This is a genomic window from Rosenbergiella epipactidis (genome assembly GCF_018494055.1).
GTDB lineage: Bacteria > Pseudomonadota > Gammaproteobacteria > Enterobacterales > Enterobacteriaceae > Rosenbergiella > Rosenbergiella epipactidis.
This window is the reverse complement of record NZ_JABBFQ010000001.1, coordinates 98,284-111,309: the sequence shown is the minus strand read 5'-3', so window position 1 is coordinate 111,309 and position 13,026 is coordinate 98,284. Positions and strand designations below refer to the sequence as shown.

The 13,026-nt window shown below is 50.6% G+C and carries 16 protein-coding genes; all 16 read right to left on the bottom strand.

Annotation, left to right across the window (positions count from 1 at the left end; genetic code table 11):
* Positions 1-100: 100 nt before the first annotated feature.
* The 16 genes from nagZ to plsX all read right to left on the bottom strand — a co-directional run bounded on the left by nagZ (position 101) and on the right by plsX (position 13,020).
* Positions 101-1,126, bottom strand: a complete 1,026-nt coding sequence (nagZ, locus tag HGT71_RS00545) for a beta-N-acetylhexosaminidase (protein ID WP_214216496.1) — start codon at positions 1,124-1,126, stop codon at positions 101-103.
* 46 nt (positions 1,127-1,172) lie between these two features.
* Positions 1,173-1,949 (bottom strand): thiamine kinase, encoded by a 777-nt coding sequence (gene thiK, locus HGT71_RS00540; RefSeq protein ID WP_214216074.1) that lies wholly within the window; start codon positions 1,947-1,949, stop codon positions 1,173-1,175.
* Positions 1,930-2,535: a penicillin-binding protein activator LpoB gene (lpoB, locus tag HGT71_RS00535; protein ID WP_342355438.1), complete on the bottom strand. Its 606-nt coding sequence runs from the start codon at positions 2,533-2,535 to the stop codon at positions 1,930-1,932. The genes thiK and lpoB overlap by 20 nt, the downstream gene beginning before the upstream one ends.
* A 10-nt stretch (positions 2,536-2,545) precedes the next feature.
* Positions 2,546-2,911 (bottom strand): YcfL family putative periplasmic lipoprotein, encoded by a 366-nt coding sequence (locus HGT71_RS00530; RefSeq protein WP_214216072.1) that lies wholly within the window; start codon positions 2,909-2,911, stop codon positions 2,546-2,548.
* Positions 2,912-2,928: 17 nt separating this feature from the next.
* Complete coding sequence (gene hinT, locus HGT71_RS00525) at positions 2,929-3,279, bottom strand: purine nucleoside phosphoramidase (protein ID WP_099822667.1); 351 nt, start codon at positions 3,277-3,279, stop codon at positions 2,929-2,931.
* A 47-nt stretch (positions 3,280-3,326) separates the two neighbouring features.
* Positions 3,327-4,127 (bottom strand): YchF/TatD family DNA exonuclease, encoded by an 801-nt coding sequence (locus tag HGT71_RS00520; RefSeq protein ID WP_214216071.1) that lies wholly within the window; start codon positions 4,125-4,127, stop codon positions 3,327-3,329.
* Positions 4,128-4,148: 21 nt separating this feature from the next.
* Positions 4,149-5,126, bottom strand: a complete 978-nt coding sequence (locus HGT71_RS00515) for a DNA polymerase III subunit delta' C-terminal domain-containing protein (protein WP_214216070.1) — start codon at positions 5,124-5,126, stop codon at positions 4,149-4,151.
* The gene (tmk, locus tag HGT71_RS00510) at positions 5,126-5,758 is read right to left on the bottom strand and encodes a dTMP kinase (protein WP_214216069.1); all 633 of its coding nucleotides are present in this window, start codon (positions 5,756-5,758) and stop codon (positions 5,126-5,128) included. Before tmk ends, HGT71_RS00515 begins: the two co-directional genes overlap by 1 nt.
* Positions 5,748-6,773 (bottom strand): endolytic transglycosylase MltG, encoded by a 1,026-nt coding sequence (gene mltG, locus HGT71_RS00505; protein ID WP_214216068.1) that lies wholly within the window; start codon positions 6,771-6,773, stop codon positions 5,748-5,750. Before mltG ends, tmk begins: the two co-directional genes overlap by 11 nt.
* 3 nt (positions 6,774-6,776) lie before the next feature.
* A complete protein-coding gene (pabC, locus tag HGT71_RS00500) occupies positions 6,777-7,586 on the bottom strand; it encodes an aminodeoxychorismate lyase (protein WP_214216067.1) in 810 nt (269 codons plus the stop codon).
* 64 nt (positions 7,587-7,650) lie between these two features.
* The gene (gene fabF / locus HGT71_RS00495) at positions 7,651-8,889 is read right to left on the bottom strand and encodes a beta-ketoacyl-ACP synthase II (RefSeq protein WP_214216066.1); all 1,239 of its coding nucleotides are present in this window, start codon (positions 8,887-8,889) and stop codon (positions 7,651-7,653) included.
* A gap of 84 nt (positions 8,890-8,973) precedes the next feature.
* Positions 8,974-9,210: an acyl carrier protein gene (acpP, locus tag HGT71_RS00490; RefSeq protein ID WP_028685983.1), complete on the bottom strand. Its 237-nt coding sequence runs from the start codon at positions 9,208-9,210 to the stop codon at positions 8,974-8,976.
* Between the two features lie 148 nt (positions 9,211-9,358).
* Complete coding sequence (gene fabG / locus HGT71_RS00485) at positions 9,359-10,093, bottom strand: 3-oxoacyl-ACP reductase FabG (protein WP_214216065.1); 735 nt, start codon at positions 10,091-10,093, stop codon at positions 9,359-9,361.
* Between the two features lie 10 nt (positions 10,094-10,103).
* Positions 10,104-11,036 (bottom strand): ACP S-malonyltransferase, encoded by a 933-nt coding sequence (gene fabD, locus HGT71_RS00480; protein WP_214216064.1) that lies wholly within the window; start codon positions 11,034-11,036, stop codon positions 10,104-10,106.
* Positions 11,037-11,052: 16 nt separating this feature from the next.
* The gene (locus tag HGT71_RS00475; RefSeq protein ID WP_214216063.1) at positions 11,053-12,006 is read right to left on the bottom strand and encodes a beta-ketoacyl-ACP synthase III; all 954 of its coding nucleotides are present in this window, start codon (positions 12,004-12,006) and stop codon (positions 11,053-11,055) included.
* Positions 12,007-13,020, bottom strand: a complete 1,014-nt coding sequence (plsX, locus tag HGT71_RS00470) for a phosphate acyltransferase PlsX (protein WP_214216062.1) — start codon at positions 13,018-13,020, stop codon at positions 12,007-12,009. It lies immediately after the preceding gene.
* Positions 13,021-13,026 lie beyond the last annotated feature (6 nt).

The window sequence follows — 13,026 nt, the reverse complement described above, 5'->3', positions numbered from 1 at the left end:
ATCAAGTCGATTGGCACAGATGCATAAATTAAGTTGTTTGATAGGATAAAAAAACGTGGTGGGAGTCATAAATGGGGGCCATGCTGGCCCCTTTTGACGATTACTGGTCGCGCGCAGTCTGCTTTGCTTCTAACCAACGCTGCTGGAAAGTCGCTAATTGTTGATGATTCGTTACCCAACGACGATGCTGTTGGCGTGTTTTCCATTCGAAGCGGCCATGATGGTAAAGGCGTTCAAGGCCAGCAGCCTGAGAAACCGGTAGCTGGTCCAAAATACTGATCACACCCGGGCGGTGATTGCAGACGAGGATCGCATCACACCCGGCATTCAGCGATTGTTTTGCGCGTTCAGGGTAGCTCCCCATTACGGCAGCACCTTCCATATGCAGATCGTCAGAGAAAATTACGCCTTTAAAGCCCAGCTCGTTACGCAGAACCTCTTTCAGCCAATAAGGTGAACCACTGGCGGGACGGTCATCAATGGTTGGATAAATCACGTGGGCAGGCATCATCGCATCAAGCTGATGCTGCTCGATAAAATGACGAAAGATTGCCATATCTTTCTGGCGGATTTCACTGGCTTCACGCAAATCGATAGGCGTTTCTTTATGGGAGTCCGCGACAACCGCACCATGTCCTGGAAAATGTTTGCCGGTAGTTTTCATGCCTGCACTGTGCATACCTTCCATAAAGGCTGCTGCCACAGGTAAGACTTTGTCTTGCTGATCGCTAAAGGCCCGATCACCAATGGCTAAGCTGATGTGGCCAAGATCTAATACCGGGGCAAAACTGAGGTCAATATCCATTGCTGTCATCTCACTGGCCATCTGCCAGCCCGTCTCGCGAGCGATCTGAATCGCCTCATCGACAGTCGCGCTAAGCGCAAGGAAAGATTGCATCGCTGGGAGTTGCGTAAACCCTTCACGAAAACGTTGCACTCGCCCGCCCTCTTGGTCCACTGCGACCACCAGGCGCGTGTGTGAGGCTTCACGGATCTGTTGAACGAGATGCGCCAATTGCTCAGGGTCGTGGTAGTTGCGCGCAAACAGGATCACCCCTCCAGTTAATGGGTGTTGCAGTAATTCGCGCTCTTCCGCATCGAGCTCATACTGCTCGACGTCCAACATTAGGGGGCCAGGGGTACTTGTCATGTTTTGTCCTATCGTACTCAATTCAAGAAGGTAAAAGGTATCGCCAACTCTCTGCCGCCTGCTTGGTCATCGCGGCACATTGGGTTTGTTCAGCCCGCAATTGGAACCAACTGGCTTGTAACAGTAATAACCAAGGTCGCCAGCGCTTGACCTGCGACCGCAACTGCGTGCTCTCCAGCGCAAAGGCATTGGCATAAGCCTCGATCCATGCCTCTGAGTGATCGGCATTCTGTAGACACAGGGTGGCGAGTTCCAGCGCAATATCGCCATCCGCGCTGTATTCCCAATCGATTAACCTCAAGCCCTTATCGCTCTGAATAATATTCCCGGGATGGAGGTCCATATGGAGAGGAACTAGGCGAAGTGGCCGTGGCTCGCCAAGGCGTTGTAATCGTTTTAATTCCCGTAACCAACGGGGGTGATGCTGCCGACAAAGTTGCCAATAGCGCTGCAGCAGTGACCACAGCGGCAAGCGATAGCCGAATAACGGTTGCTGATGCAGACGGATAATCAGTTGCAATAGCTCAGGATTCTGCGCAATAAACCGCTCTTTCGCCAGTGGTTCACCCTTAATCCACTCCACCGTCAGCCGTCCTGACTGATAGCCTTTAGGCCAAGGAGCAAGTTGGCTAGGGCGGAGCTGACGAAGAATTCGACCTTCACGCTGGCGGTTCACAAAAGGGAGCGGTTGTGTGGGTGTAAAGCGGTAGACGTCTTCATGCTTGTCTAGGTCACGCCAGCTATTGCCGGAAAGCCCCGGCAATAGCTGGTAATGGACGTTAGTAACTGGCTTTGCCACTGCCTGTCCAGATAATTTCGCCCGTGTTCACTAACATTAACTGCATTTGTACGCGCGCCGCTTTTACATCGCCGCGAGTGGTGGTGTACAGGACGTATTGCGCATTCAGATTACGCGCAAGACCGATCGCTTTACCGCGAGAGTTCAAGCTATCGTTCGGTGAAATTCCTAAGGTCTTCTTCGCTTGCGCCAGCTGCTCAGCCGTCACTAAGCTAAAAGAGGAGCCAGATAAGGCTTGATTTAACGCGCTATTCGCGTTGTCGCTTTGAATCGAGCCATTGGTGCTGTTTTTAATGCGGTCAACTAACAACACGCTACCGGAGGCAATCCCTTTAGTACTCACCATTTTGCTTACCAAAGGTTGGACCGTTGCAGGCCAATCGATCGAAGTCAGCTTAGGGGCTTCCGGTACGGGTTGCGGTTGCGTCACGGGTGGCGTGTTCTGCCCAGGCTTAGTCGTTAAGGGGGGCTGGGTGCTGCCATTCCCTTGCTCTACCGGAGCCGGTTGTTGCGATTGATTCAAGACACAACCACTGAGTAAACAAGCGAAGAGTAGTGAGCTGCTATATTTTAAGTATTTAGTCACGGTAATGCCCTCAGAGAGAAATATAGATACGAACCTGACGCGCATTCACGCTGCCAGAGGAAGAAAGGAGTTCGGTCGAACTGTGCGCAGGAACACGCATGAATTGCCGTTTCGCATCGTGTGGGATATCCAATCCTTGTTCATCGTACCAAAAATAGTGGTAATGAATGGTGACTGGAACATCCCGGTCGTTATAAACGCGCGTGGTTGCCGCAGGCGCTTGATCACCGTTAATCACTGGCGCATCGGCAGTAATGCCTGCAGAAAGTACCTCAGACCCCATGACCAATGGCTGTGAAATAGTGATGGCGGGCGGTTTACTGCTACAGCCGACCATTCCGATGACAGAGAGGGCTAACACACATAAAAAGCGCATGGTTCGACTCCGATTGATTAGCGTGTCAGCATCGGTCCGAGGGGTTTTCCACCTACCAGATGCATATGGATATGATAGACCTCTTGGCCACCATGTTGATTACAATTGATAATCAGACGGTAACCATCCTGTGCAATGCCCTCTTCCTTCGCGAGCTTAGCCGCTACCGTCATCATGCGTCCTAACGCGAGTTCATGTTCCGCCTTAACATCGTTAACGGTAGGAATAAGAATGTTAGGGATAATTAAGATATGACTCGGCGCTTGCGGGGAGATATCACGAAATGCCGTCACTAATTCGTCTTGATACAATTTTTGTGCGGGAATTTCGTCGCGAATAATCTTACTGAAAATCGTCTCTTCTGCCATGGTCAATCATTCCTTTAGGTCATCTCGCCGCAACGCGGCGAGTTATATTACGATAGCGTTAAGCGCTCAGGGGCAATATTAAATAATTTAGCAAAGTTTTCCGTAGTTTGCTCAGCGACTTGCTCAATACTGAGACCTTTGACCACCGCCAAATAGTCGGCGACATCACGGGTATAGGCTGGTTGATTCGCTTTACCGCGATACGGCACCGGGGCTAAGTAGGGAGAGTCTGTCTCGACCAAAATTCTATCCATCGGTACATAACGCGCGGCTTCACGGATCTGCTCCGCATTCTTGAAGGTTAAAATCCCGGAAAAAGAGATATACATCCCCAAGTCTAACAATCTTTTCGCCGTCTCACGGTCTTCGGTGAAACAGTGCAGCACGCCACCACAGCGATCGACATGATTTTCTGCCAATAAGCTGATCGTGTCTTCGCGCGCATCACGAGTGTGCACAATTACCGGCTTGTTAAGCTGACAGGCGACGTCTAGATGGTCGCGAAACGCTTGTTGCTGAATCGCCCACAGCTCTGGCGTCTTATGGTAGAAATAATCCAGCCCGGTTTCCCCTAATGCCACCACGTTTGGATCACTCGCATAAGCATGAAGGCGCTCGATATCCCAATCATCGTCAAGATTGAGAGGGTGAACACCGCAGGAGAGCACGACCTGTGCGTGATCCGCGGTAAGTTGTTGTAAGGCAGGAAAGGCGCTCAGCGTGGTGGAGACCGCCAACATAAACTGGACGTCACGCGCCTGAGCCTTACCGATCACTTCAGCCAGGTTCTGATGTTCTTTCTCGTAATCTAAGCCATCAACATGGCAGTGCGAATCCACTAAAAACATAATTCTCTCTATCACTTAATATTAATTATCTAACAGCGTTTCCCACGCCACTAACAGGTCGCTAATCACCAACTCGGTGTTGACTTGCGGGGTTTGCGTCAATAATGCATGGCAGTCACGACACCGCACAATCATCTGCTGCAAGCGGTGTTCGTCCATCAGCGTCGTCAAATAGTGACTGGCCTCATACCCGTCGACGTGCGTTAACCATGCCTGACTGCCACGCTGTAATTTTAGCGCATCGAGCAGAAAAGCCATCAGCCAATAGATTTTTTCGCTGCTTGGCTCATCCACTAACAGAGGAAGCAGCTGCATAGGCTGTCGTGGCAACGCGGTGCGTAACGCTTCCGCTAATTGACTTCGCTTTTGCCAACGCGGGGCGTTTATTAACGCAAGCGCTTGTGCCGGTGCCCCGCCGCTTAAGCGTAGCGCTGTTAATAATGTTTGCTCAGGTAATTGGCTTTCACGCGCTAGCCAAGCCAATCCTTGCGACTCTTCGGGTGCACGAATAGGGGTAACCACGCAGCGGCTACGCAGGGTCGCAGGCAATTGACTTAAGTGTGGCGTGGTGAATAAAAACCAACAGTTTGCTGGCGGCTCTTCGACCGTTTTCAGTAAGGCGTTAACCGCCGATTCGGACAGCCGCTGGGCCCCATCAATCCACACCACCCGCGCCCCCCCTTGCTGCGGCGAATGCCACACTTTCTCGCAGGTTTCACGGATCACATCGATACCAATAATCTGTTTACCTTTTTCGGCAGCAATGGGATACCAGTCAGGATGGTTATTCGCCAACATAAGCTGGCAACCGTGGCAGTGACCACAGGCTTTATGCCCTTGAGGTGTTTCACATAATAACCAGCGTGCAACGCCCCATACCAAGGCTTCCGCACCCATGCCTTCATGAGCATGCACTATCTGTGCAGGATGGGCCTGTTGCGTCTGATGCTGTGCAATCAGCTGCTTATAATAGGGCGTTAACCACGGAAACCATTGCATTACTGCTGTTCCTTAAGCCAGCGGCGCAGAATATCTTGTACCGCTTGCTGTACTTGCGGCTGGGGCTGTGTGGCATCAATCGTCAAGATGCTGCTATCACTTGCCGCGAGCGCCCTGTAACGCTGATGAGCACGATGAAAGAAAGCTAATGACTCTTGCTCAATGCGATCCAACTGCCCCCGTGCACGGGCACGAGACAGGCCGATTTCCGGAGTGACATCAAGATACAACGTCATATCCGGGGCGAAATCGCCCAAGACCGACTGTTTGATCGTCTGCATCATCACGGTATCAAGCCCCCGTCCGCCGCCTTGATAGGCTTGTGAGGAGAGATCATGACGATCCCCTACCACCCAAGCACCTCGTGCTAAGGCGGGTTTGATGACGGTCTCGACCAGTTGTACTCGTGCCGCATAGAGTAAGAGCAGTTCGGCATTGGCGGTAATGCTCTCCCCTTCGATCCCCTCTTTGACTATCTGCCGTAAGGCTTCGGCCAGCGGTGTACCGCCGGGTTCGCGGGTAAAGACAATATCGGTAATGCCGTGCGCGTGTAATTCGCTCACGACTTTATCGCGAACAGTGGTTTTCCCTGCGCCTTCTAAACCTTCAATCACAATGAATTTACTTTTCACTGGTTTTACGCTCATTTTCAACTTTGCGCCACGCTTTGACGGCTTGATTATGATTGGCGAGGGTCGAGGTAAAAGTGTGCCCCCCCTGACCATTCGCAACAAAATAGAGTAAGTCACTTTTTTCTGGATGCGCGGCTGCTTCCAGCGAAGCGCGGCTAGGGATAGCAATCGGCCCAGGGGGCAATCCAGGAATAATATAAGTGTTGTAAGCGGTGGGTTTTTCTAAATCACTACGCGTTAAAACCCCGGTAAAGGCACTGCCCAGGCCATAGATCACCGTCGGATCAGTTTGCAGGCGCATCCCTTTACGCAGACGATTGACAAATACCGAGGCCACTTTACCGCGCTCCGCCGATACCGCGGTCTCTTTTTCGATAATCGAGGCCATGGTTACCAGTTGATTGAGATCTTGATAAGGCAGACCGGCCTCACGTTGTTGCCAGACAGACTGTTGAAGCTGCACCATGCGCTGGCGTGCCTGTTTCAACAAGCTGATATCGGATCGTTTCGCGGTATAGTAGTAAGTGTCAGGGTAGAAGCCACCCTCTAACTCGGAGGTTTGCATACCCAGCGCTTTCGCCACAGTGGTTAACTGGTCATCGGCAAGTTGATGAGTGATCCACGGCGCATTACGTAACGTCTTCAACCACTCTTCGATTCGTTGACCTTCGACGAAACGCACAGGGAATTGCGCTTCTTTGCCGCTGGCTAATAGGGCCAGAAGTTGACGGACCGTCATTCCCGGCGTTAAACGATAGGTACCGGCTTTAAATTTCGATAGCTGTGGTTCGACCTTCAATAACCAACCAAACCATGGGCCGCGCGGCACAATGTGCTGAGATTCGAGTTGTTGCTCTAACACCAGGCGCCCCGATCCGGCGGGCAAGGTATAAATCGTTTCTTGCTGGATTAATAACGGATGCGCAGCAAAGCGCTTGACCTGCCAGAGGCCAGCGGTTGCCAAGATCACACATAAAATAACTAAGCCTAATAGGCCCTTACTTTTTTTCTGCATAACTTAACTCGCAGTAAATCCTAATTTAATCAGTGTTGCCATCGCCTCACCGGGTTGATATTGCCACTGGTCAATACGGATGACGGGAAGCACGGGCATTAACGCATTACAGATAATGACTTCGTCAGCCTGTTCAAGCGCGGTCGGCGCTTGGGTGACGTGGCTGCAATGGTACCCTTCCGCCTGCAAGGCTTCAATCACTAAGCCTTTCATTATTCCTTCAACGCCACTGTGGGTTAGCGCCGGGGTATAAAGCTGTCGCCCTTTACGCCACAGGATATTCGCGGCACAACACTCCACCACATTACCTTGAGAATCGAGTACCAGGGCTTCTTGCGCGGCTTGGCGGTCAAGATGCTGCTTGATTAACACCTGCTCTAAACGGTTGAGATGTTTGATCCCGGCTAGATAAGGGTTCATCCCTAAAGGTATTGGGCTGGTGATGAGGGAGACGCCTTGCTGTTGCCACGCAGCATAATGCGAGGGATAAGGCGCTAAGGTCAGGATACGTTGCGTCGCTGTACAGCCTGCAGTACTGTAGCCCCTTCCCCCACTGCCACGGGTTAAAAGGATCTTCAGCACCCCTAAGTCACACTGCGAGGCCAATGCAGTAATTTCTTGCGTTAACTCGGGCCACGCATCAAATACAATACCCAAGCGCTGGCTATCACGCGCCAATCGTGCCAGATGGTGTGCCAAGTGGCGCACCTGACCTGCCGCCACCTGTGCTGTTGTAAAACAGCCATCTCCGAATTGTAAGCCACGGTCGAGACTTGAGAGTTGAGATGTGTTAACACCATTGATCAGCTGCATACAAGAGGCCTTAGCGTTGGCAAAAAAAAAGCCCGTCAGACGGGCTTTTTGATGGAGTCAGCATTTAGATCTTACGGAAGATCAATGAACCATTTGTTCCACCGAACCCAAATGAGTTACAAAGTGAATACTCAAGGCCAGAAACCTGACGTGCAGTGTGTGGCACGAAATCGAGATCACAGCCCACATCTGGATTATCCAGATTCAAGGTCGGCGGGATCGCTTGATCACGTAAGGCCAGAATAGAGTAAATCGATTCGACGGCCCCTGCTGCACCCAGCAGATGTCCAGTCATCGATTTTGTCGAGCTGACCAACACCTTGGTATCTTGACCAAATACTGATTTAACGGCTTGGCACTCGGCTAAATCACCCGCTGGGGTTGAAGTGCCGTGTGCATTCACATAGCCAATCTGATCAGCATTCAGTTGTGCATCATTCAACGCATTATGCATTGCTTGTGCTGCCCCTTCACCATTTTCAGGTGGGGAAGTCATGTGATAGGCATCGCTGCTCATCCCAAAACCGACCAATTCAGCATAAATTTTTGCGCCACGGGCTTTCGCGTGCTCGTACTCTTCGAGGACCAACACTCCAGCACCGTCGCCCAACACGAATCCATCACGATCTTTGTCCCAAGGACGACTCGCCGCCTGAGGGTTATCGTTATGTGTTGAGAGCGCACGGGCCGCGCCGAAACCGCCGACACCAAGAGGAGTACTCCCCTTTTCTGCTCCACCGGCTAACATCACGTCAGCATCGTTGTAAGCAATCATACGTGCTGCATGACCGATATTATGAACACCGGACGTACACGCCGTCGCAATACAGATGCTTGGCCCTTTCAGACCGTACATAATGGTGAGATGACCTGCCACCATATTGACGATAGTACTAGGGACGAAGAATGGACTGATTTTACGCGGTCCACCTTTGGTCAAGGCTGCATGGTTCTCTTCAATCAGGCCAAGTCCACCAATACCCGAACCAATGGCGGCACCAATACGGTGGGCATTTTGTTCGGTAACGGTAATTCCAGAGTCTTGTAATGCTTGAACACCCGCCACGATACCGTATTGGATAAACATATCCATTTTACGTTGTTCTTTACGCGAGATGATCTCATCACAATTAAAATCTTTTACTGTTCCTGCAAAACGGGTTGCATAAGAACTAGTATCAAAATGGTCAATCAGGTTGATGCCGCTCTGACCGGCTAGGAGAGAATTCCAGGTAGACTCTACTGTATTGCCGACAGGAGACAACATGCCAAGACCGGTCACAACTACACGACGCTTAGACACGTTCGTCCTCCAGGGAGGGGAATAATTATTCTTCGTGGGACGGAATAAATTTCAGGCGGTCGAGTGACCGCCTGAAGGTGTTCATTAGCCCTGATGGCTATTGATGTAGTCGATCGCTGCCTGTACGGTAGTGATTTTCTCAGCTTCTTCGTCTGGAATCTCAGTATCAAACTCTTCTTCCAGAGCCATTACCAGCTCAACGGTGTCAAGAGAATCAGCACCCAGGTCTTCTACGAAAGAAGCAGAGTTGATCACTTCATCTTCTTTAACACCCAGCTGCTCAGCAATGATTTTCTTAACGCGTTGTTCGATATCGCTCATACTATTTAATTTCCTATCAAAACTCGCTAATGCGACGGTTTTCGTAGTTTATAAAATGTTTAAAAAGATGCAACTACTTCCCTGCTTTTCTGACGACAAATTAGTATTTTTTGTACAATAATTCGCAAAAATAATAATTTGAAGCAGATCAGACCATGTACATCCCGCCATTGACGTGCAAAGTTTCACCAGTGATGTAACTTGCTTCGTCAGAGGCTAAGAAGGCCACAGCGTTAGCAATTTCCTGAGGCTCCCCTAAACGGGCAGCAGGAACTTCTGCCAAAATACCAGATCGTTGCTCTTCATTCAGTGCTCGCGTCATGTCGGTTTCGATGAAACCAGGAGCCACAACGTTCACAGTAATACCACGTGACGCAACTTCTCGCGCCAGTGATTTGCTAAAGCCAATTAAACCCGCCTTTGCAGCAGCGTAGTTTGCTTGGCCCGCATTACCCATTGTTCCGACAACCGAACCAATGGTAATGATTCTTCCCATGCGCTTTTTCATCATGGCACGTAGGACGGCCTTAGATAGTCTAAAAACAGAAGTGAGGTTCGTGTCAAGAATATCCTGCCACTCATCATCCTTCATACGCATTAATAGGTTATCACGAGTTACCCCTGCATTATTAACTAAAATATCAATTTCGCCAAATTCTGCACGGATTTGTTGCAATACTGCATCGATAGATGCCGCATCAGTCACATTGAGAACCAGTCCTTTGCCCTTATCCCCAAGGTAGGCACTGATTGCTTCAGCACCACTGTCGCTGGTCGCCGTACCGATAACTGTTGCGCCACCGGCGACTAATTTCTCAGCAATAGCACGGCCAATTCCACGACTAGCACCCGTAACGAGTGCGATCTTACCATTGAAGTTCATGTTTTTCCTCTTATTCTTTAATCAATGCTGCGCTGAATGCAGCTGGATCGTTAATCGCTGACGCTGTTAACGTATCAACAATTCTTTTTGTCAGCCCAGTCAGGACCTTACCAGGTCCCACTTCGACGAGCTGTGTCACACCTTGTGCGGCGATGTATTGCACGCTTTCGGTCCAACGTACTGGGCTGTACAGTTGACGCACTAATGCCTCACGAATTGCTTCTGCATCCGTCTCACATTTTACATCAACATTGTTGACCACAGAAATTTTAGGCTCACTGAAAGTGATCTCCCGCAAAGCAACCGCTAATTTTTCTGCAGCAGGCTTCATAAGCGCGCAGTGGGACGGGACGCTTACCGGCAGCGGTAAGGCTCTTTTCGCGCCAGCTACTTTACAGGCTGCACCAGCACGCTCTACCGCCTCTTTATTGCCCGCGATTACCACTTGACCTGGAGAGTTAAAGTTAACAGGGGATACAACTTGCCCTTGAGCACTCTCTTCGCAGGCTTGACGAATGGCAGCATCGTCAAGACCAATAATCGCTTGCATCGCACCTGTACCTTCTGGCACAGCTTCTTGCATCAATTTGCCACGCAGTTCCACTAAACGGATCGCGTCAGCAAAGTCAATGACGCCCGCGCAGACCAATGCCGAGTATTCCCCTAAGCTGTGTCCAGCCAACAGCGCAGGCTGTGCGCCGCCCTGTTGTTGCCATAAGCGGAATAATGCGACAGACGCCGCCAGTAACGCTGGCTGGGTTTGCCAGGTTTTATTCAGCTCCTCAGCGGGGCCTTGTTGAACCAGTTGCCATAAGTCGTAACCTAGGGCCTCTGAGGCTTGCGCATAAGTGGCTTCAATGATCGGCTGCTCAGCGGCTAATTCCGCCAGCATCCCCACTGTCTGTGAACCCTGACCGGGAAAAACAAAAGCAAACTGTGTCATAAAAGATACCTGTCAATCAAAAACGAACGAGGGCAGAGCCCCAAGTGAAACCACCGCCAAAGGCTTCTAATAAAATCAGTTGCCCCCGTTGAATTCGCCCATCGCGCACTGCTTCGTCGAGTGCGGTCGGGACAGAGGCCGCAGAGGTATTACCATGACGGTCGAGGGTGACAACGACTTTATCCACTCCCATATGGAGCTTTTTAGCGGTGGCGCTGATGATACGTAGGTTGGCTTGGTGAGGCACTAACCAATCAAGCTCTGAACGATCAATGCCATTCGCTTCCAATGTTTCTTCGACAATATGAGCGAGTTCAGTCACCGCAACCTTAAACACCTCATTGCCCGCCATGGTTAAGTACGACGGTTGGTCTTGATGTGCACGGTCTTGGTAACCGAGTGTCAGGAGTTTGCCATAACTGCCATCAGCGTGCAGATGGGTTGAGATAATCCCTTCATTTTCACTCTGTCCAAGTAACACTGCGCCAGCCCCATCACCGAACAAAATAACGGTTCCCCGATCGGCAGGATCGAGCGTTCGGGTTAACGCATCTGAACCAATGACCAGTGCGTATTTGACTGCGCCATTTTTGATATATTGGTCTGCGACACTCAGTGCATAGGTGAATCCGGCACAGGCGGCGGCTAAGTCAAAGGCAGGACAGTCGGCGATCGCTAACAGTTGTTGGATCATACAGGCTGAACTTGGAAAAGCATGGCTTGATGAGGTGGTCGCGACGATAATTAATCCGATATCATCTTTATCGACACCTGCCATCTCGATGGCTTTTTGCGCAGCATGGAAACCCATCGTTGCCACATTTTCATCGGGACCCGCAACGCGACGTTCACGGATGCCAGTACGAGTGACAATCCATTCATCGGTCGTCTCTACCATTTTTTCTAAATCTGCATTGGTGCGGATTTGTTCAGGTAGATAGCTACCCGTACCCATAATTTTGCTAAACATTTATGTTCTGTCACTCCTGGCTACTACAGTGGCTAATTGGCGGGCGACTCGCTGCGAGAGTTGCCGCTGCACCGTCAATATCGACTGCTCAATTGCCGCTAAAAAAGCTTGCTGATTCGCTGCCCCATGGCTCTTAATGACCACGCCCGACAACCCTAATAAAAATGCACCATTATACTTGTCTGGATCAATCTTACTGGTATTTGGTGAAAGCAGTGTTCGGATAAGTCGCCGCCAGATTGACTGGCCACGCCCTGCACGTTGAAGAAAATATCTGACTGCCCCTTCTAACGTCTTCAATGCCACATTGCCACTGAATCCATCACAGACCAAGACATCCGCTTGACCTGTTAGTAATTCACTTCCTTCTAAGAAGCCAGTATAACGGATCCCGCTCTGTTGCCGTAATAATTTCGCGGCTTGACGGATAGATTCTTTCCCTTTGCTCTCTTCTTGACCAACATTGAGTAACGCGACCCGCGGCTCAGAGATGGCTAACATTTGTTGGGCCACCACTGTGCCCATCAACGCAAACTGTAATAACATTTCGCTGTCTGCTTCGACATTGGCACCAATATCAAGGATGACAGTCTGCCCATTTAACGCATTGGGTAACAGGGTCATTAAGGCTGGACGGCGGATTTGTGGCAGAGGTTTGAGCAGTAATAATGCAATCCCCATCAGTGCGCCGGTATCTCCCGCACTTAGGCAAGCCTGCGCCTTCTGGTCTTTGACTAACTCAAGCGCGAGTCGCATGGAGCTATTTTTACTTTGCCGGATGGCCGATGAGGGTTTGACATCACTGGTGATAACAGACTCGGCGGCAATACAATGCAGGCGTTCGAGCACAGAAGAATCTGCTTTAACAAGTAATGGCTGGAGTGTGTCGGGGAGCCCGACGAGATAAATCTCTAAGAAGGGGTAGATGCCCAGTGCCTGCAGAACTGCAGGCACTGTCACGTGGGGACCGAAGTCCCCGCCCATGGCGTCAACAGCCAGGGTCACACGTGTCAAAGTAAT

Bases quoted from the DNA above. Each gene is read 5' to 3' on its own strand.
- acpP (WP_028685983.1), bottom strand. From the start codon at position 9,210: ATGAGCGATATCGAACAACGCGTTAAGAAAATCATTGCTGAGCAGCTG.
- mltG (WP_214216068.1), bottom strand. From the start codon at position 6,773: ATGCAGAAAAAAAGTAAGGGCCTATTAGGCTTAGTTATTTTATGTGTG.
- HGT71_RS00520 (WP_214216071.1), bottom strand. From the start codon at position 4,127: ATGTTTTTAGTGGATTCGCACTGCCATGTTGATGGCTTAGATTACGAG.
- fabG (WP_214216065.1), bottom strand. From the start codon at position 10,093: ATGAACTTCAATGGTAAGATCGCACTCGTTACGGGTGCTAGTCGTGGA.
- HGT71_RS00475 (WP_214216063.1), bottom strand. From the start codon at position 12,006: ATGTTTAGCAAAATTATGGGTACGGGTAGCTATCTACCTGAACAAATC.
- hinT (WP_099822667.1), bottom strand. From the start codon at position 3,279: ATGGCAGAAGAGACGATTTTCAGTAAGATTATTCGCGACGAAATTCCC.
- fabD (WP_214216064.1), bottom strand. From the start codon at position 11,036: ATGACACAGTTTGCTTTTGTTTTTCCCGGTCAGGGTTCACAGACAGTG.
- pabC (WP_214216067.1), bottom strand. From the start codon at position 7,586: ATGCAGCTGATCAATGGTGTTAACACATCTCAACTCTCAAGTCTCGAC.
- nagZ (WP_214216496.1), bottom strand. From the start codon at position 1,126: ATGTTGGACGTCGAGCAGTATGAGCTCGATGCGGAAGAGCGCGAATTA.
- HGT71_RS00515 (WP_214216070.1), bottom strand. From the start codon at position 5,126: ATGCAATGGTTTCCGTGGTTAACGCCCTATTATAAGCAGCTGATTGCA.
- HGT71_RS00530 (WP_214216072.1), bottom strand. From the start codon at position 2,911: ATGCGCTTTTTATGTGTGTTAGCCCTCTCTGTCATCGGAATGGTCGGC.